This window comes from Mesorhizobium sp. (assembly GCF_017306585.1).
In the GTDB taxonomy this organism is placed as follows: Bacteria; Pseudomonadota; Alphaproteobacteria; order Rhizobiales; family Rhizobiaceae; genus Mesorhizobium.
This window is the reverse complement of sequence record NZ_JAFKIC010000249.1, coordinates 1-16,745: the sequence shown is the minus strand read 5'-3', so window position 1 is coordinate 16,745 and position 16,745 is coordinate 1. Positions and strand designations below refer to the sequence as shown.

15 protein-coding genes and 3 pseudogenes are annotated in these 16,745 nt (G+C 64.9%); 5 read left to right on the top strand and 13 right to left on the bottom strand.

All coding sequences use genetic code 11. The features are described 5' to 3' along the window. Positions 1 to 386: 386 nt before the first annotated feature. A pseudogene (locus tag J0I79_RS29955) lies at positions 387 to 629 on the top strand (sugar phosphate nucleotidyltransferase); the annotation flags it as partial. A 54-nt stretch (positions 630 to 683) separates the two neighbouring features. Here J0I79_RS29955 and J0I79_RS29950 read toward each other — a convergent pair. Both J0I79_RS29950 and J0I79_RS29945 read right to left on the bottom strand, forming a co-directional pair. Further along, positions 684 to 2,231: pseudogene (locus J0I79_RS29950) on the bottom strand (ATP-dependent DNA helicase RecQ); the annotation flags it as partial. 170 nt (positions 2,232 to 2,401) lie between these two features. Further along, positions 2,402 to 3,019: an NAD(P)H-dependent oxidoreductase gene (locus J0I79_RS29945; protein ID WP_292868010.1), complete on the bottom strand. Its 618-nt coding sequence runs from the start codon at positions 3,017 to 3,019 to the stop codon at positions 2,402 to 2,404. An 86-nt stretch (positions 3,020 to 3,105) separates the two neighbouring features. On the opposite strand from J0I79_RS29945, the gene J0I79_RS29940 reads away from it, so the two are divergent. Next, positions 3,106 to 3,723: a TetR family transcriptional regulator gene (locus J0I79_RS29940; RefSeq protein ID WP_366015499.1), complete on the top strand. Its 618-nt coding sequence runs from the start codon at positions 3,106 to 3,108 to the stop codon at positions 3,721 to 3,723. A gap of 14 nt (positions 3,724 to 3,737) precedes the next feature. On the opposite strand, the gene J0I79_RS29935 is transcribed toward J0I79_RS29940, so the two are convergent. The 7 genes from J0I79_RS29935 to J0I79_RS29905 are packed head-to-tail and all read right to left on the bottom strand — an operon-like array spanning position 3,738 to position 9,369. Beyond that, positions 3,738 to 4,676, bottom strand: a complete 939-nt coding sequence (locus tag J0I79_RS29935; protein ID WP_292868004.1) for a carbohydrate kinase family protein — start codon at positions 4,674 to 4,676, stop codon at positions 3,738 to 3,740. Beyond that, positions 4,673 to 5,203: an ureidoglycolate lyase gene (locus tag J0I79_RS29930; RefSeq protein WP_292868001.1), complete on the bottom strand. Its 531-nt coding sequence runs from the start codon at positions 5,201 to 5,203 to the stop codon at positions 4,673 to 4,675. The genes J0I79_RS29935 and J0I79_RS29930 overlap by 4 nt, the downstream gene beginning before the upstream one ends. Beyond that, complete coding sequence (locus J0I79_RS29925) at positions 5,200 to 5,940, bottom strand: BtpA/SgcQ family protein (protein WP_292867998.1); 741 nt, start codon at positions 5,938 to 5,940, stop codon at positions 5,200 to 5,202. The genes J0I79_RS29930 and J0I79_RS29925 overlap by 4 nt, the downstream gene beginning before the upstream one ends. Continuing rightward, complete coding sequence (locus J0I79_RS29920; protein WP_292867995.1) at positions 5,937 to 6,764, bottom strand: GntR family transcriptional regulator; 828 nt, start codon at positions 6,762 to 6,764, stop codon at positions 5,937 to 5,939. Before J0I79_RS29920 ends, J0I79_RS29925 begins: the two co-directional genes overlap by 4 nt. Positions 6,765 to 6,771: 7 nt before the next feature. After that, on the bottom strand, positions 6,772 to 7,632 hold the full coding sequence (locus J0I79_RS29915) for an ABC transporter substrate-binding protein (protein WP_292867992.1): 861 nt from the start codon (positions 7,630 to 7,632) through the stop codon (positions 6,772 to 6,774). 46 nt (positions 7,633 to 7,678) lie between these two features. Next, positions 7,679 to 8,443, bottom strand: coding sequence for an amino acid ABC transporter ATP-binding protein (locus tag J0I79_RS29910; RefSeq protein ID WP_292867989.1), 765 nt, complete (start codon positions 8,441 to 8,443; stop codon positions 7,679 to 7,681). An 8-nt stretch (positions 8,444 to 8,451) separates the two neighbouring features. Beyond that, positions 8,452 to 9,369: an amino acid ABC transporter permease gene (locus J0I79_RS29905; RefSeq protein ID WP_292867986.1), complete on the bottom strand. Its 918-nt coding sequence runs from the start codon at positions 9,367 to 9,369 to the stop codon at positions 8,452 to 8,454. A 180-nt stretch (positions 9,370 to 9,549) separates the two neighbouring features. Here J0I79_RS29905 and J0I79_RS29900 point away from each other — a divergent pair, with 180 nt between their 5' ends. Then, complete coding sequence (locus J0I79_RS29900; protein WP_292867983.1) at positions 9,550 to 10,971, top strand: coniferyl aldehyde dehydrogenase; 1,422 nt, start codon at positions 9,550 to 9,552, stop codon at positions 10,969 to 10,971. 105 nt (positions 10,972 to 11,076) lie between these two features. On the opposite strand, the gene J0I79_RS29895 is transcribed toward J0I79_RS29900, so the two are convergent. After that, positions 11,077 to 11,415 carry a cupin domain-containing protein gene (locus J0I79_RS29895; RefSeq protein WP_292867980.1) on the bottom strand — a complete coding sequence of 113 codons (339 nt, stop codon included), beginning with the start codon at positions 11,413 to 11,415 and terminating at the stop codon, positions 11,077 to 11,079. Between the two features lie 42 nt (positions 11,416 to 11,457). After that, positions 11,458 to 12,867, bottom strand: a complete 1,410-nt coding sequence (gene uxaC, locus J0I79_RS29890; RefSeq protein WP_292867977.1) for a glucuronate isomerase — start codon at positions 12,865 to 12,867, stop codon at positions 11,458 to 11,460. Positions 12,868 to 13,018: 151 nt separating this feature from the next. On the opposite strand from uxaC, the gene J0I79_RS29885 reads away from it, so the two are divergent. Both J0I79_RS29885 and J0I79_RS29880 read left to right on the top strand, forming a co-directional pair. Continuing rightward, positions 13,019 to 14,551: a mannitol dehydrogenase family protein gene (locus J0I79_RS29885; RefSeq protein WP_292867974.1), complete on the top strand. Its 1,533-nt coding sequence runs from the start codon at positions 13,019 to 13,021 to the stop codon at positions 14,549 to 14,551. A 44-nt stretch (positions 14,552 to 14,595) separates the two neighbouring features. Further along, positions 14,596 to 15,321 (top strand): endonuclease, encoded by a 726-nt coding sequence (locus tag J0I79_RS29880; protein WP_292867972.1) that lies wholly within the window; start codon positions 14,596 to 14,598, stop codon positions 15,319 to 15,321. A gap of 204 nt (positions 15,322 to 15,525) precedes the next feature. Here the strand turns inward: J0I79_RS29880 and J0I79_RS29875 are convergent, their stop codons facing one another. Beyond that, positions 15,526 to 15,933, bottom strand: a complete 408-nt coding sequence (locus J0I79_RS29875; RefSeq protein WP_292867969.1) for a F0F1 ATP synthase subunit epsilon — start codon at positions 15,931 to 15,933, stop codon at positions 15,526 to 15,528. A 101-nt stretch (positions 15,934 to 16,034) separates the two neighbouring features. Beyond that, positions 16,035 to 16,745, bottom strand: a pseudogene (locus J0I79_RS29870) (F0F1 ATP synthase subunit beta); the annotation flags it as partial.

Here is a 16,745-nt window from a genome sequence, read left to right as displayed (position 1 = left end):
TTTGGGCGTAGCTGATGAAGTTTTCCGTGTTCATGGTTGTAGGTTTCGAGCGGAAGCCGGTCGGCATGGCCCAAGCAGTTCCCGTACCGGCCGGTGCAATTTGGGAGATGTGGCCGAATACGGACCCCGCGAAATGGCCACGATGCAGCAGGTCACACGCGCGCACGCGACGTGAAGGGTTCGATCATGGATGGCTGCGCGAGAGCTTGCTGGAACAACATGAACCTCGTTTCACCATGCAGACTACGCGGGCCATTATCCACGATAAGTGGCGGCCCCATGCAGCCTGATTTGCCCGCTCCAAAGGAACATCCGGACGCCGGTAGCCGACTCGCCAACGCGACGAGCATGCTAGATTATCGCGCCTCCGATCCTGGAAAAATTCGATGCTCTCCCCGGTAATCCTCAGCGGCGGCAGCGGAACGCGCCTGTGGCCGCTTTCGCGCAAGAACCTGCCCAAGCAATTCCTGGCCTTGAGCGGCGACTCCACGCTGTTCCAGCAGACCGTTGCACGCACCCGCGAGCTTGAGGAGGTCGCTGCACCGATCATCGTGTGCAGCGAGGAACATCGATTCCTGGTCGCCGAACAACTGCGGGGACTCAAAGTGGAAGGCGCTTCGATCCTGCTGGAACCCATGCCGCGCAACACGGCGCCGGCCATCGCGCTGGCGCGCCAGGGGATCGCGCGTCTCGACGCGGTAACGGAACGCGACTTCGCCTCGGCAGAGCGCCCAGCCGCCCTCGGAAATGGCAAGGCCGCCATGGCCTTCGGGATCGGGCATCAGGAATCCGCCGGCGACCAGCTGCCGGATCAGCGACAGCCACACCGGCTTCTTGTGCGCGGCGCCGGTGCCGAAACTGCTCAACGACTGATGGCCCCGCGCCAATACCTTTTCGGTCTCGTGGCCGAGCAGGATGTCGATGACATGGGCGGCGCCGAAGCGCTCGCCGCTCTGCGCCACCGCCGTGAGGATCGTGCGCGCCTCGGCGCTGCCGTCGGCGCGTGGCGCCTGGTCCAGGCAGTTGTCGCAATTGCCGCAAGGCTCCGCTTCCTCGCCGAAATAGCCGAGCAGCACCTGGCGCCGGCATTGCGCCGTCTCGCAATAGCCGATCAGCGTGTCGAGCCGCCGGTGCGACCGCCTCTTGTGCTCGGGCGCGGCGTCCTCGTCGTCGATGAACAGCCGCCGCATCCGGATATCGCCGAGGCCGAACAGCATATGCGCCTCGGCTTCGCGTCCGTCACGGCCGGCGCGGCCGATCTCCTGGTAATAGGCCTCCAGGCTGCCCGGCATGTCGGTGTGGAAGACATAGGCGACATCGGGCTTGTCGATGCCCATGCCGAAGGCGATGGTCGCCACCATGACGACGCCGGACAAGGTCATGAAAGCGTTCTGGTTCGCCTCCCGCGCTTCCTTGCTCATGCCGGCGTGGTAAGCCAGCGCGCGCACGCCGTTCTTCTCCAGGAAGGCGGCCATCTCCTCGGTCTTCTTGCGCGACAGGCAATAGATGATGCCGCTCTTGCCGGCATGGCGTTCGATGAAGGAGAGGAGTTGCCGCTTGCTGTCCTGCTTGGGCGTGATGGCCAGCTTGATGTTGGGCCGGTCGAAACCCAGCACCAGCGTTTCGACGCGCTCGGCGAACAGCCGGGCGGCGATGTCGCCGCGCGTGCTCTCATCCGCCGTCGCCGTCACCGCGATGATCGGCACGTTCGGAAAAATACCGCGCAGCCGCGACAGGTCCTCATATTCGGGCCGGAACGCCGGCCCCCATTGTGAAATGCAATGCGCCTCGTCGATGGCGATCAGGCTGACATCGAGCCTCGACAACGCCTCCAGCATGCGCTCGGTCATCAACCGCTCCGGCGCCAGATAGAGCAGGCGCGTCTGGCCCGATGCCACGCGGCGCCATGCCGCGACATTGGCCTCGCGGTCGAGCGAGGAGTTGATCGTGTCGGCCGCCACGCCGGCAAGCCGCAGGGCAGCCACCTGATCCTGCATCAGGGCGACCAGCGGCGAAACGACGATTGTAAGCCCGCCCATGACCAGCGCCGGCACCTGGTAGCACAGCGATTTGCCGGCGCCCGTCGGCATGACCGCCAGCACGTGGCGTCCGCCGAGCAGCGCGTCCATGACATCGGCCTGGCCAGGGCGAAAATCGTCGAAGCCGAACACATCCTTCAGGACGCGCCGCTTGGGGTCCTGCGCCCGAATGCCCACCGCCTGCGCCGGCATCAGGCGTGCCCCAGGCGGGAAGCGATGACGTAGGGATTGGAGAGGGTGGGAAAAACGGGCAAGGCGACTCTCCACATGACGCCTTGGAGTAACCCGCCCGTCATCCGATCACAACGCCCCTTTGCAGGAACGCGGCAATCGATTTGACGCCTGCGATGGGCCGCCAGGCACTATGCGGCTTTGGCGGCGGCTTCCGGATCCAGTCCTGCAAACACCTTGCGCCCTATGCCGTGGGCCGCATCGAGCAGTGCGTTCATATCCCGGGCGTCGGGCTGGATGAGCAATTCCGAGGTGATGACGCGCGCGCCGCAATAGTCGAAGATGCCATGGTCGATCTGTGTCTTCATGGCGCCGAAATAGCCATGACGCGCATAGGTCCGCTGATCGGCCCCGGCGCTGGCGACCAGATGGACCGGCAGCCGTTGCAGCTTCTTGACCAGTCTGCCGCCGGCATCGTCATAGGCCCAGCCATTGGCGAAGACGCGTTCGATCCAGCCCTTGAGCAGGGCCGGCACCGACCACCAGTAGACGGGATAGACCAGCACCAGCGCATCCGCCCTGTCGATGCGCGCCTGCTCCGCCGTGACGTCTTCCGGTGGCGCCATCCGCCGCAGATGGGCGCCGACATCCGCCACAGTGAAGCGCGGGTCGAACTGCTCGGCCGCGAGGTCGGCGACTTCGACCGTATGGGGTGAATCCGACCCGGAAATCCCTTCGGCAACGCGCCTGCCCAGCGCATGCGTGAGGGAGTCCGGGTTCGGGTGTGCGACGACAATGAGCGCGTGCATCGAAAATCCTTTCCGGCCATTTGCCGAACGGGTGATTTGCTTATATACTTTTGGTAACCTACTTTTGGTATATAAGAGTGTCAAGCGTGGCAGGACCGATTTCATCAGATGCGAAACCAAGACGCCGCCTGTCGCGGCAGGACCGGCATGAGCAGCTTGTTCGCGTCGCCTGGCGATTGGTGCGGGAGGAGGGAACCGAGGCGCTTTCGCTTGGCCGGCTGGCCGAACTGGCCGACGTCGCCAAGCCGGTTGTCTACGACCATTTCGGCACGCGCGCCGGCCTGCTGGCCGTGCTCTACCGGGATTTCGATGCGCGCCAGACCGCGCTGATGGATGCCGCATTGCTGGACAGCGAACCGACTTTGGCGAGCAAGGCGGCCGTCATCGCGTCCTCCTATGTCGACTGCGTGCTGCTGCAGGGCCGCGAGATTCCGGGCGTGATCGCCGCCCTGGCCGGCTCACCCGAACTCGAAGGCATCAAGCGCGACTACCGCACGAACTTCATCGAAAAATGCCGCCGCGTGCTGGCGCCGTTCTCGGGAGAAGCCGGCATACAGGCCGCCGGCCTGTGGGCGATGCTCGGCGCGGCTGATGCCGTCTCGGAGGCCGCGGCAATGGGGGACATCAGCGGCGGCCAGGCCCGGGACGAACTCTATGAAACCATCCTGGCACTGGTCGCCAGAACCCGGCGCAGTGCAGACTGACGGATGGTTCCCGTTCAGGTCCGGCCGGCCGCGCTCTCGCGCCAGCGCCTGACCTCCTCGACACTTGCCTTGCCGCCGCGCGGTCCGTGGATCGTCACGGAACGGGACGCCGCGGCAACAGCGAAGTCGAGCGCTTCAGCGAACGGCCAGTCCTGCGACAGGCACCAGGTCAGCGTCCCACCGAACGTATCGCCGGCGCCGGTCACGTCGGCGACATCCACTGGGTAGCCGGGCACGCGAACGATATCGCTGCCATTGCACGCCTCGGCGCCCTCCGCCGCCAGCGTGCGCACCACCCATTTGGTACCGGCTGCGCGCATCCAGCCGCCTATGCGCGCCAGGTCGTCATGCCCGAAGGCGGCGCGGAAGCCGACCTGGTTGAAGATGACGACATCGGCGCCGGCCAGATAGGGCAGGTCCTCATCGGTACAGCCGCCGACATCCAGATCGAAGACGGCGCGGCGGCCATGCGCCCGCAGGTCGGCCAGCAAGGCGGCCTGCGCAAGCGCGCCCTCGGCGACCTGGCAGTGCAGGCGCCGGGCGCGATAGAGCGTCAGATAGAGGAAGCCCGGTGCGCGAAGCGCCGCCAGCGTGTCCGACCGCAGCCACATCGGCTGCTGACCCATTTCCACCGTCAGCACGATATGCTCGCCGCCGACCAGGAAGATCAGGTTGCGGGACTCGGCGATCGCCGGATCGGTCAGCATGTGAGTAACGCCGACCTTGTTGGCGCGCAGATCCGCGATCAGACGCTGCGACAGCTGGCTGGCGTTGAGGAGCGAGATGAACTCGGTTTCTCCCCCAAGAGCTGCGTGGACGACGGCCGCATTGGCGATGGAGCCGCCGATCTCGGGCGGCAACTCGTTGACCATGCCCTTGTCCGCCGGACCCGGCCAGCGATCGGCCGTGTAATATTCATCGAGCGCCAGGTCACCGATGAAGAAGGCGCTCATGGGGCGTTTCCTTCGCCGGCGCCTTCCTGCGAGCCGGCGCGTATGAGCAGCGAGCCGCCCTCGACCGGCACCCATGGACTGGCGCCGAGCCCGCAGACAGCCATCCAGAAATACGGCGTCGGCCGGTGCAGGCCCCGGCAGGCGTCGTGCCAGACACCCCGGTTCATCACCACCGCCTGACCGGGCGCGATGACGAAGGCCTCGATCTGCTCGCGGCGCGGGGCTGGCGCGGCCGAGGCCGGCGCAACGGCCAGGACGATCGCCTCGTCGGCGCAGAAGATGGCCTCCTGCGTGCGGTCATGGCGCTCCATCTCGCCGCAATGCCAGGGGGCGGCGGTGCCGCGCGTCATGCCGAGATGACCCGAGCCGTCGATCAGCGGCTTTGCCGTAAATCCGTCGTGCCAGCCATTACCGGCGGTCCAGACGACCTTTTCGTCCTTGTCATCGAGAAGCTCATGCACCGTGCCGTACTGTGCGAACGCGACCGCCGTTATGGGGCGGGCGACGATGTGATCCGTTCCGGTCATGCCGCGAGCCGGACCGAACGGATCGCGCGCATCAGGCGCGCGACATGATCGGCTTCGACCGCGCCGGTGTCGCGATGGCCGCGCTTGAACCAGCTGCCGACGATGGCGCCGTCGGCGACCGCCATCTGCTCGGCGGCGTTGGCTTCCGTCAGGCCGGCGCCGATCAGCAGCGGCACCGTTCCCCCGGTCGCCGCCCGGAACCGCGCGACCTTGTCGAGGTCCGTCGGCTCGCCGGTCTTGGTCGAGGTCACCACCAGCGCATCGCAGCGCCGGGCCCCGATCGCGACGTCTTCCGCTTCCGGCCGGCCGGAAAGGACGGGCTTGTATTTGAAGCGCACCCCGCCGAGCAGCAGGGCCTTCGAAGCGGCGCGGCGCACCGCCAGCTCAGCGGCGAAGGGCGCATCGGCCTCCGGGCGCAGATGGCCGGCGACCGAATCGATCTGGATGAAATCCACGGGGTAGCGCGCGGCCAGGACGAAGGCCTGTGCGTCGTCACGCAACACGTTGACGCCTATTCTGGTTGCCAGGCCAAGTCCGCTTATGCGTTCCAGCGCCCGCTCGACGTCCTCGGCATCACCGAAATAGTTTTCGATCACCAGCCCATCGACACCCTCGCCCGCCATGATGCGCGCCTCTTCCTCGGCCTGCGCGAGCTTTGCCGCACGATCGTCGCCCGCAAGATGCAGCATCGCCAGGATCGGTTTGGGGGTCGCGAAGGTTTCGCGAAAGCGGCTCATGCTTGTTCTCCTGCATCACGCCCGGACGCCAGACGCGCGGTGCTGCGTCCCCAGCGTGTCGCGAATTTCATCTGCACCGCGGGCGAGTAGACAATGGATGTGCGCTCGACCGGCTCGTCATTGCCGTCCAGCACGTCGCCGCTGGCACAGAGGTAGCCCGGCACCTCAGGCGCGGTGGCGAAAACCTCCCTCAGCCTCTGCGAAGGCGGCACCACCGTCAGCAGAAGCTCCGAGCGCATCGGGTGGCGGCCGTAGTCGCGGCGCAGCAGCTCATAAAGCGACTGCGTCGCGAAATCGTGGTTCTCGATGCCGGGATACATGTCGAGGCTGAGCCACGACGTATCCATGTTGAGCCAGGTGACTTCCTCGTCATTGGCGAGTCCGCGCGCACGCACCAGAAGCAGTTCGCCGTCCTTGACCTGATGCTCCAGCACCCGGGTTACGGGACGTTGGCCTTGCCGGCGCGCCAGCTCGGTGAAGCTGCCGAAATTCCAGATGCTGTGGCTGATCGGCCGATGCGAAACGATAGTCCCCCGGCCGCGCACCTGCTGGACAAGCCCCTCCGAGACCAGCAGCGACATCGCATTGCGCACCGTGGTGCGCGCTATGCCGAACTGGTCGCGCAACTGGTTTTCCGAGGGGATCGCTTCCCCCTCGGCAAGATCCCCGCTCAGGATCGCGGCCCGCAGCATCCGGTAGAGCTGCCGGTAAAGCTGCTCGCCGGAATAGGCGTCGAGCCGCAGCCGCGACAGGCCGATGTCCGGGCGCTCTGCCTCGGCCGATGCATCGGCGGCGGACGGATTGTTCGGATCGGATCGCGGCATGGCTGGTCTACTTTGTCCCGTTGACGACGAATTCCTCGACGCCGGCCTGTTTCAGGCCATAGCGGTCCAGGATCGCGGCATAGGTACCGTCGGACTTCAGCGAATCCAGTGCCGCCACGATGGCATCGCGCAACTGGGTGTTCGGCTTGGCGGTGGCGATGCCGTAATGATTGATCTCGCCGACGTCACCGATCTGGTAGAACTTGCCGGGCTCCTGCTTCATCAGGTCGAGCAACCCTTCGAGCCCGATGATCGAGGCCTGCGCGCGTCCCTGCTTGATCTGCATGATGTGCTCGGCCTGGGTCGGGATCTGGATGACGTTCATCTGCTTGTCGGCGGCACAGGTGGCCTTGCTCAGATCCTCGGCCCAGGTGACCCAACTGGTTCCGGTCGCCACCGCGATGGTCTTGCCGCACAGATCCGCCTCGGTCTTGATCGAGCCCTGCAGATCGATCGCCGAATAGAAGACGTTTCCGGTCTTGAAGTAATCGATGAAATCGAGCTGCGTCTGGCGCTCCACCTTGTCCGAGAAGGCCGTCATGATGATATCGGACCGGCCGGTGACGACCTGCGGAATGAGCTGCGGGAAGTCGACATTCTGGAACTCGGCCTGCAGGCCGAGCCGATCGGCGATCGCCTTGGCGAGATCGATATCGAAGCCCTTCAGGTCGGTCGAGCCGGCGTCGTTATATTCCATCGGCGGGTAGGCCAGGCTGATGGTGACATTGAGTTTGCCGGCCCTGCGCACCGCGTCCGGCAGCTTGGCGGCCGCGGCCGCATCCGCTGCGGCATTCGCGGAACCGCTTGCCGCCAGCCCCAGCAACGCCGCGCAGGCAAGCGCTCCCAGTGTCGAGAATGTTGTCTTCATGTCTTGGTTTCTCCCATTTTGATTTTGAATTGTCGCCGCGCCATCTTCAGGACAGCGCACGGCTGAGGAATGTCCTGACGCGCGGGTCGCGAGGTTCGCTCAGGACCTGTTCGGGCTTTCCCGTCTCGCGGATTTCGCCGTCGATCATCACCAGGACGCGGTCCGCGACCTCGCGGGCAAAGCCGATTTCATGGGTGACGACGATCATGGTGGTGCCGCCTTTGGCGAGACCGCGCATGACCTCGAGCACCTCCCCGACCAGTTCGGGATCGAGCGCGCTGGTCGGCTCGTCGAACAGCATGACGCTGGGCTCCATCGCCAGCGCCCGCGCAATGGCGACGCGCTGCTTCTGTCCGCCCGAAAGCTGCGCCGGGTAGCTCGACGCCCGGCCGGCCATGCCGACCTGATCGAGAAGCTGCATGGCGCGCGCTTCCGCCTCGGCGCGGCGCAGGCCGCGCACCACCATCGGTCCTTCGATGACATTGCCAAGCACGGTACGGTAGGCGAACAGGTTGAAATGCTGGAACACCATGCCCAGCCGCCGCTGCTGGGCGCGCAGGCGCGCCACCGGCAGTTCCTGCAGCACGCCGCCGCGCGGCTCGTAGCCCATGATCGAGCCATCGACCCAGACATAGCCGGAATTCGGCACTTCGAGATGATTGATGCAGCGCAGGAACGTACTCTTGCCGCTGCCCGAAGGGCCAAGGATGCAGAGCACCTCTCCATAGGCCACTTCGAGGTCCAGCCCCTTCAGCACCTCATGAGAACCGAAACTCTTGCGGACACCGACCGCCTTGACCGCGAGGCTCATGCTTCCCCCTAGACAGCCGCCCGGCGCGGCCGCATCCTGAACCATGGCTTGCGCGGCTCGCTGCCGGCGGCGCCCCGCCCGAAATGCCGTTCGAGGTAGAACTGGCCGATCGACAGCATCGTGGTTCCGGCCAGGTACCAGATGGCGCAGACGAACAGCAGTTCGATCACCGCACCGTTGATGAAATAGATGCGCTGGGCCGCGTTCAGCATCTCGCCCATGGCGATGGTCGCCGCGAGCGACGAGAATTTGAGCATGCCGACCGCGCTGTTGCCGAGAGCCGGCAGGATCAGCCGCAAGGTTTGCGGCAGCACGATCCGCCGCATCGTCTGGCCGGGGGTCATGCCCAGCGTATGCGCGGCCTCGACCTGGCCCCGGTCGACGGATCCGATGCCGCCGCGCACGACTTCGGTCAGATAGGATCCTTCATTGACGCCGAGCCCCAGCACGGCGGCGACGAAAGGCGTGATCACATCGACCATCCGCTCGTCGATCAGGCCCGGAATATAGAGGCGCGGGAACACCAGGCCGATGTTGAACCAGATCAGCAGCTGCAAGAGCACCGGCGTGCCACGAAAGATCCAGACATAGAGCCAGGCGGCAAGTCGGAGCGTCGGATTGGCGGCTGTGCGCATGATGCCGAATGCAAAGCCGAGCACGACGCCCAGTGCGAGCGCGCAGGCCGAGATCAGCAGCGTCCAGCCGAACCCAACGATGATCACGCGGGCGGTCAGGAACTGTCCCACCACATCCCAGCGGATTTGACCCATGGCGAAGGCGCGCACCAGCAGGGCCAGAAGGGCAAGCCCGATGACGGCACTGATCCAGCGGCCGGGATGGGCCAGCTGACGCTTCGGCGTATCCGCGCGCGGCAGATCCGGAAAATGCGGCGATGGCGCCGGAGAAGGGTTTTGCAAAGTGCTCATCGGTCACTTGTAGGGTTAGGCCTACAACTTACTATGTGAGCGGCGGTCCCCTGTCAAGCAAGCCTCGCTAGCCTTTCGACAGGCCTTGATCGGGCTGCCACCTGCCCCTGCGGCAATCGCGGACCGGCTGGATTCCCTTGCGCCGCGATGTAAGCTGGTCGGCAAGCCAGGGAGGGCGAGATGCTGCAGACAAGACAGGACGTTCTGGGCGAGCGGTTCCGGTTGCAGCGGACCGCCTTCGACAAGCAGCCCTTTCCGGATGTCGGCGTGCGCAAGGACCGGCTGAAGCGCCTGCTGGCGCTGACCGAAAAGCATGAAGCCGACATCTGCGCCGCCATCGATGCCGATTTCGGCGGCCGGTCTTCACATGAGACGCGCCTGGCCGAGCTGTTCGTCGTGCGCGCCGGCATCCGCCACACCATGTCCCATCTGGCAGGCTGGATGCGGGAGCGGCGTGTCGCCACCACATTGCCCTTCCTGCCCGGCCGAAACCGCCTCTTGCCGCAGCCGCTCGGCGTCGTCGGCATCGTTTCGCCCTGGAATTACCCTTTCCAGCTGGCGGTCGCACCGGTCACGGCGGCGCTCGCCGCCGGCAACCGTGTGCTTGTCAAGCCTTCCGAACTGACACCGGCCTTCTCGGACCTGCTGGCCAGGCTGGCGGCCGAACATTTCGCACCGGACGAGCTCAGCGTCATCACCGGTGATGCCGAGATGGGCAAGGCCTTCGTGTCGATGCCGTTCGATCATCTGCTGTTCACCGGCTCGACCGCGGTCGGCCGCCAGGTGGCGATCGCCGCGGCCGCCAACCTGACCCCGGTCACGCTCGAACTCGGCGGCAAGTCGCCGGCGATCTTCGATGCCTCCTGCGACCTCGACGCGGCAACTGCCAGCATCGCCTACGGCAAACTGCTCAATGCCGGGCAGACCTGCATAGCGCCTGACTATCTGCTGGTGCCCAGGGGACAGGCGGGCGCGGTCGTCGCGAAACTCGCGGCCGCCGTGGCGCGGCTCTATCCCAGCCTGCGCGACAATCCCGACTACACCGCCATCATCAGCGACCGCCACTACCGGCGCCTGCGCGACATGATCGCCGAGGCTCGCGATGCCGGCGCCGAGATCACCGAGATCAACCCGGCTGGCGAAGACCTCGGCGCCACGGGCCGCAAGCTTCTGCCGACCCTGGTCAGGAACGCCGGCCCGGATCTGCGGCTGATGCGCGAGGAGATTTTCGGACCGGTGCTGCCGATCCTCGAATACGCCAGCGTCGACGATGCGATCGACCATGTGAATCGTGCCGACAGGCCGCTGGCGCTCTACTGGTTCGGCAGCGACAGCGACAACCGCCGGCGCATCCTGCACGAAACCATTGCCGGCGGCGTCACCGTCAACGACTGCATGCTACACCTGGTCCAGGAGAACCAGCCCTTCGGCGGCGTCGGCGCCAGCGGCATGGGCGCCTATCACGGCGAATGGGGTTTCCGCACCTTCAGCAAGGAGAAGCCGGTTTTCCACCAGTCGCGGCTGAGCGCCGGCGCCATGCTGCGCCCACCCTATGGCAAGACGTTCGAGCGGCTCTACGGCCTGCTCAAATACATCACCTGAGACAGGCCGGCGCCGACGAAGCCTGATGGGTCAGGATTTGATTGGTGGCGCGGCAGCCTCACAGGATGGCTGGCCGCCGACGCCTCTCTGGCAAGCAGCATCTTGTCAGGGCAGGAAATCGGCCCGGTACGGCGCGAAACTGTCGACCAGCCGGCCGGCTTCCAGCGCCTTCACCCCATGCACAAGGCCCGACGGCACGATGAAGCTGCCGCCGGTCCCGATGATTTCCGTCCGCCCGTCGATCGTCACCTCGAAGCGTCCTTCCGCGACATAGCTTGCCTGGACATGCGGGTGGGAATGCAAGACGCCGACGCCGCCCTTGTCGAAGCCGAATTCGACCAGCATCAATTCATTCGTGTGAAGCAGAACGCGGCGACGGTTGCCGTCCGCGGTCGTCGTCCACGCGGTGTCGCCGGCCTGCGAGAAAATCCTTGCCTCGGGCATCGTCGTCTCCTCATCGCGATGGCGGCCACCGGCCCGAACGGCTCAAAGCCGATAGGCTTTCTTGGCCAGCGTATAGGCCAACTCGCCGGCCAGTTCATGCGCCTCGTCCACGCGCAGCCTGTGTTCGGCCACGAGACGCGCCAGGAAGGCGCAATCGACCCGGCGGGCCACGTCATGCCGGGCCGGGATGGAAGGAAAAGCACGCGTGTCGTCGTTGAAGCCGACGGTGTTGTAGAAGCCGGCCGTTTCGGTGGTCATCTCGCGGAAGCGGCGCATGCCCTCCGGGCTGTCGTGGAACCACCAGGCCGGTCCGAGCCGCAGCGCCGGATAGACGCCTGCCAGCGGCGCGAGTTCCCGTGCATAGCTGCTCTCGTCGAGCGTGAAGACGATGACGGTCAGGTCGCGTTCCAGCCCAACACAGTCGAGCAACGGCTTCAGCGCCGTGACATAGTCGGTCCGGGTCGGGATATCGAAACCTTTGTCGCGCCCGAATGTCTGGAAAATCGACGGCGAGTGATTGCGCCAGGAGCCCGGATGGATCTGCAGCACCAATCCGTCGTCCCGGCTCATCTTGGCCATTTCGGTCAGCATCTGGGCGCGAAACAGCTTTCGCTCGCGCTCGTCGTCAGAACCGCGGCGGATGCGATTGAAAAGTTCCTGTGCCGCCGCGTCGGAAAGATTTGATGTCTCGGCCGTCGGATGGCCGTGATCGGAAGAGGTCGCGCCGAAACTCTTGAAGAAAGCACGCCGCTGGCGATGCGCCTCGAGATAGCCGCTCCATGTCCCCGTATCGCAGCCGGTGATCTCGCCCAGCCGGTCGAGATTGGCCGAAAACCCTTCGAAATCGGGATCGACAACAGCGTCCGGCCGGTACGCGGTGACGACGCGGCCCTCCCAGCCGCTATCCCTGATCATCTTATGCCATTTGAGATCGTCGAGCGCGCCTTCGGTCGTCGCGATGACCTCGATGTTGAAGCGCTCGAACAGCGCGCGCGGGCGAAAATTCTCCCACTGCAGCAGCGTCGCGATCATGTCGTAGTGGCGGTCGGCGGTTGCCGCGCTCAACGGTTCCTCGATGCCGAACAGATGCGCCAGCACATGGTCGAGCCACAACCGGGTCGGCGTGCCGCGAAACAGATGGTAGTGCTCGGCAAACCGCCGCCAGATCGTCCTGCCGTCGGTCTCGACCGGCGCGCCGTCGCGGCTCGCCACGCCGAGATCCTCCAGCCGAACGCCCTGGCTGAACAACATGCGGAAAATGTAGTGGTCGGGCACCACAAGCAGCTGCGCCGGATCGGAGAACGGCTCGTTCAGCGCATACCAGCGCGGATCGGTGTGGCCATGCGGGCTGACGATCGGCAGGTCCTTGATGCCGGCATAGAGGTCGCGGGCAACCGAGCGCGAGGTCGCGTCTGGCGGAAACAGCAGGTCCGGATCGGTCAGCGCGACCATGGGAAAAGCGGCTCCTTCCAGGCTGGATTATCGGTACGGTTGGCCGACGGCGATGTCAACGTCATCAGGCAAAGCGGCATCCTTGCGGCAGGCGCAAACAGGTGTTACCCCGCCTGTCACCCGCCCCGAAGCCTCGAAGCCCGGTACCGTGATGACCAGAAGCCATCTGTCCGACGCCACGCTGAGCTCGCTGCCCACGGCGGCCAGGATACCCGCTTATGACAGGGGCAAGGTTACATCGGGCATCGTGCATCTCGGTGTCGGCGCCTTCCACCGCGCCCATCAGGCCGCCTATGTCGATGAATGCCTGGCGGCGGGCGAGACGGGTTGGGGGATCATTGGCGTCTCGCTGCGCAGTCCCGACACGCGCGACGCGCTGGCGCCGCAGGATGGGCTCTACACGCTGGCCATCAGGAGCAGCGGCGAGGAAGAACTCCGCGTCATCGGCTCGATCGGCTCGATGCTGGTGGCTCCGGAAAACCCTGAGGCGGTGCTTGCGGCGCTGGCCGATCCAGGCACCCGCATCGTCACGCTGACGATTACCGAGAAGGCTTATCTCAGGGCGGCGGGCGGCAGGCTCGACGCGGCTCACCCCGACATCGTCCATGATCTGGCAAACCCAGGCGCGCCAAGGACGGCGCATGGTTTTATCGCCGAAGCGCTTGCCCGGCGCCGCGCTGCAGGCACTCAACCCTTCACCGTGCTCTGCTGCGACAACCTGCCGGCCAACGGCGCCACCTTGCATCGGCTGATGATCGAATTCGCCGGCTTGCGCGACGCCGGCCTTGCCCAGGCGGCCGAGGCCGGTCTTACCCGTCATGTCACCGACGAGGTCGCGTTTCCGTCCAGCATGGTCGACCGAATCGTGCCGGCGACCACCGATGCCGACCGGACGCGGATCGCCGCCGAGCTCGGCGTCGAGGATGCCTGGCCCGTCATGACCGAACCGTTCCGCCAGTGGGTCATCGAGGACAATTTTCCCGGCGGCCGCCCGGCCTGGGAGCAATTCGGCGTCACCATGGTCGGCGATGTCGGCCCGTTCGAGGACATGAAGCTCAGGCTCCTCAACGGCGCCCATTCGGCGATCGCCTATCTCGGCCTGCTCTGCGGCCACGCCACGGTCGACCGCGCCTTTGCCGATCCAGCGATCCGGCAATTCGTCGACGCGTTGTGGGCCGAAGCCATCCCCACCTTGCCGGAGGATGCCGGGCTCGACACAGCGGCCTACACGGCAGAACTGGCCGAGCGCTTTTCCAACACGGCACTTGCCCATCGCACCGCGCAGATCGCCAATGACGGCAGCCAGAAACTGCCGCAACGCATCATAGCCTCGGCCATCGAGTGCCTCGAAGCCGGGACTGAAATGGTGCATCTGACGCTCGTTGTGGCCGCATGGATCGCCGCTTGCGCCGCGCGCGGGAAAACCTTGCCCGAGGGCCATTTCACCGATCCGCTCGACACTCAATTAACGGCGCTTCTCAGCCAGCAATTGCCGGCGAACGAAACCGTGACCGCGGTGTTCGACCTTGCCGGCTTCGCTGGGGACCACGCCGAACGCCAGACGTTGATCCAACTCGTGGCCGTGCATTTGGTGCATCTGCGGCGGGATGGCACGACCCTGGCATTTGCAGCGCTCGGCATAGACGGCGAGCGGCGAAGCGCCGACGAAGATCCCAAGCGTTGAAGGATTGACATCGACGCCTTGAGCCAATGTCTCCGGCGGAGCATTTGGGCGTTGCAATTGTTCTCTATTTGTTCCATTTTGGAGTTATGCAACTGACGATGCGGATCGGCATGGATGCCGATCTCCTCTACATTGTTGAGCGGTTGAGGCAGAGATTCCCGCCTCTGCCGCCCTTTCCCAGGCTCGATCCGATATCGCAACTGGTGAAGTCGCTGATCAGCAGTCGCACCAAGGACGAGGTGTCGTGGCCGACCTTCTGGAAACTGGTCGGGCTCTATCCGCAATGGCGTCAGATGATGGAAGCTCCTGTCAGCGACATCGAACGGGCTATCGCCCAGGTCACATTTGCCGAAGACAAGGCGGCAAATCTATTACTGACCTTGCGCGGCGTGGCGAAGGAACATCCGGATTTCGACCTGACTTTCCTTGGCGACATGACGGTATCCGACGCCCACAAATGGCTTCAGGGCCTTGATGGCGTCGCCGTTAAAGTGGCTGCGTCGACATTGAATTTCAGCACTCTGAACAGGCCATCCTTTGTCATCGATTCACATGTCCTGAGAGTGCTGCAGCGATACGGTCTGGTCTCGCATGCAGCCGACAGTGACAAAGCCTATCGCGCTGTAATGGGCGCGATCCCGGACTGGAGCGCGGAGCAACTCATCGAACTTCATCGCCTGGTGAAGAAGCTGGGCCAAAGCTGGTGCCAGAAATGGGATGTCAGGTGCGACGAGTGCCCACTGGCCGAACGATGCGTCAGGCGGATTTGAGAACAGGTTCTGGTAACCCATTCCCGGCTCAGACCGCGTCAGCGTCTGAGGAAACGCGAAATCTTTGCAACTCTGTGTTTCTACGCAGTATCCGCGCAAGACCGCTGCGCATTTTCCTGGAATCGCTCTGAGCGGAATGCTTGCGAACTCAAACAAAAAAAGCGGGACGACGCCCGCTTTTCATGTCGGTACATGAACCAGACTTCAGGCCGGCAGCAGCGCGCTTTCCAGCGTGGTGAGCTGCGCCAGAAACTGCTCCGCCTTGCTGCGGGACTGGTCGTCCTTGGCGTCGGCGGCGTCTTCCTTGGCGTCCTGGATACGGCGCGCGAGATCGGCGCGGTCGACATCCTTCACCGCGACGGCCGATTCGGCCAGCAGCGTGCAGCCGGCCGGGACGATGTCGGCGAAGCCGCCGAACACCACATAACGCTCTTCAACACCCGAGGCGGGCTTCACGGTGACGACGCCCGGCTTGATCGTGGTCATCACCGGCGCGTGGTTCGCCATCACGGTCATCTCGCCTTCGGCGCCCGGAATGACGACGGATTCGACCTGCTCGGAAACCAGCAGGCGCTCCGGAGAAACCAGTTCGAACTTGAAAGCTTCAGCCATGTCAATCTAGCGAGTAGGGAATAGCGAGTAGCGAGTAGTGAAGAAAAACTCGGCCGGCCCACTGATCCCTATTCGCTACTCCCTATTCGCTATTCGCTTCTTTACGCCGCTTCGGCCGCGAGACGCTGTGCCTTCTCGACCGCTTCCTCGATGCCGCCGACCATGTAGAAGGCGGCTTCCGGCAGGTGGTCATAGTCGCCGTTGCAGAGGCCCTTGAAGCCCTTGATGGTGTCGGCGAGGTCGACCAGCTTGCCCGGCGAACCCGTGAACACTTCGGCGACGAAGAAGGGCTGTGACAGGAAGCGCTCGATCTTGCGGGCGCGCGCCACGGTCTGCTTGTCCTCTTCCGACAGTTCGTCCATGCCCAAGATGGCGATGATGTCCTGCAGCGACTTGTAGCGCTGGAGGATCGACTGCACCTGGCGGGCGACCTGGTAGTGCTCTTCACCGACAACCATCGGGTCGAGCATGCGCGAGGTCGAGTCGAGCGGATCGACCGCCGGATAGATGCCCTTTTCGGCGATCGAGCGGTTGAGCGTCGTCGTCGCGTCCAGGTGAGCGAACGAGGTCGCCGGCGCCGGGTCGGTCAAGTCGTCGGCGGGCACGTAGATCGCCTGCACCGAGGTGATCGAGCCCTTGGTGGTGGTGGTGATGCGTTCCTGCAGCGCGCCCATGTCGGTGGCGAGCGTCGGCTGGTAGCCCACGGCCGAGGGGATACGGCCGAGCAGAGCCGACACTTCCGAACCCGCCTGCGTGAAGCGGAAGATGTTGTCGACGAAGAACAGCACGTCCTGGCCCTGGTCGCGGAAATA

Coding starts and splice junctions, on each gene's coding strand:
- J0I79_RS29945 (WP_292868010.1), bottom strand. CDS start 3,019: ATGCACGCGCTCATTGTCGTCGCACACCCGAACCCGGACTCCCTCACG.
- J0I79_RS29935 (WP_292868004.1), bottom strand. CDS start 4,676: ATGAGCGCCTTCTTCATCGGTGACCTGGCGCTCGATGAATATTACACG.
- J0I79_RS29930 (WP_292868001.1), bottom strand. CDS start 5,203: ATGACCGGAACGGATCACATCGTCGCCCGCCCCATAACGGCGGTCGCG.
- J0I79_RS29925 (WP_292867998.1), bottom strand. CDS start 5,940: ATGAGCCGCTTTCGCGAAACCTTCGCGACCCCCAAACCGATCCTGGCG.
- J0I79_RS29920 (WP_292867995.1), bottom strand. CDS start 6,764: ATGCCGCGATCCGATCCGAACAATCCGTCCGCCGCCGATGCATCGGCC.
- J0I79_RS29915 (WP_292867992.1), bottom strand. CDS start 7,632: ATGAAGACAACATTCTCGACACTGGGAGCGCTTGCCTGCGCGGCGTTG.
- J0I79_RS29910 (WP_292867989.1), bottom strand. CDS start 8,443: ATGAGCCTCGCGGTCAAGGCGGTCGGTGTCCGCAAGAGTTTCGGTTCT.
- J0I79_RS29905 (WP_292867986.1), bottom strand. CDS start 9,369: ATGAGCACTTTGCAAAACCCTTCTCCGGCGCCATCGCCGCATTTTCCG.
- J0I79_RS29900 (WP_292867983.1), top strand. CDS start 9,550: ATGCTGCAGACAAGACAGGACGTTCTGGGCGAGCGGTTCCGGTTGCAG.
- J0I79_RS29895 (WP_292867980.1), bottom strand. CDS start 11,415: ATGCCCGAGGCAAGGATTTTCTCGCAGGCCGGCGACACCGCGTGGACG.
- uxaC (WP_292867977.1), bottom strand. CDS start 12,867: ATGGTCGCGCTGACCGATCCGGACCTGCTGTTTCCGCCAGACGCGACC.
- J0I79_RS29885 (WP_292867974.1), top strand. CDS start 13,019: ATGACCAGAAGCCATCTGTCCGACGCCACGCTGAGCTCGCTGCCCACG.
- J0I79_RS29875 (WP_292867969.1), bottom strand. CDS start 15,933: ATGGCTGAAGCTTTCAAGTTCGAACTGGTTTCTCCGGAGCGCCTGCTG.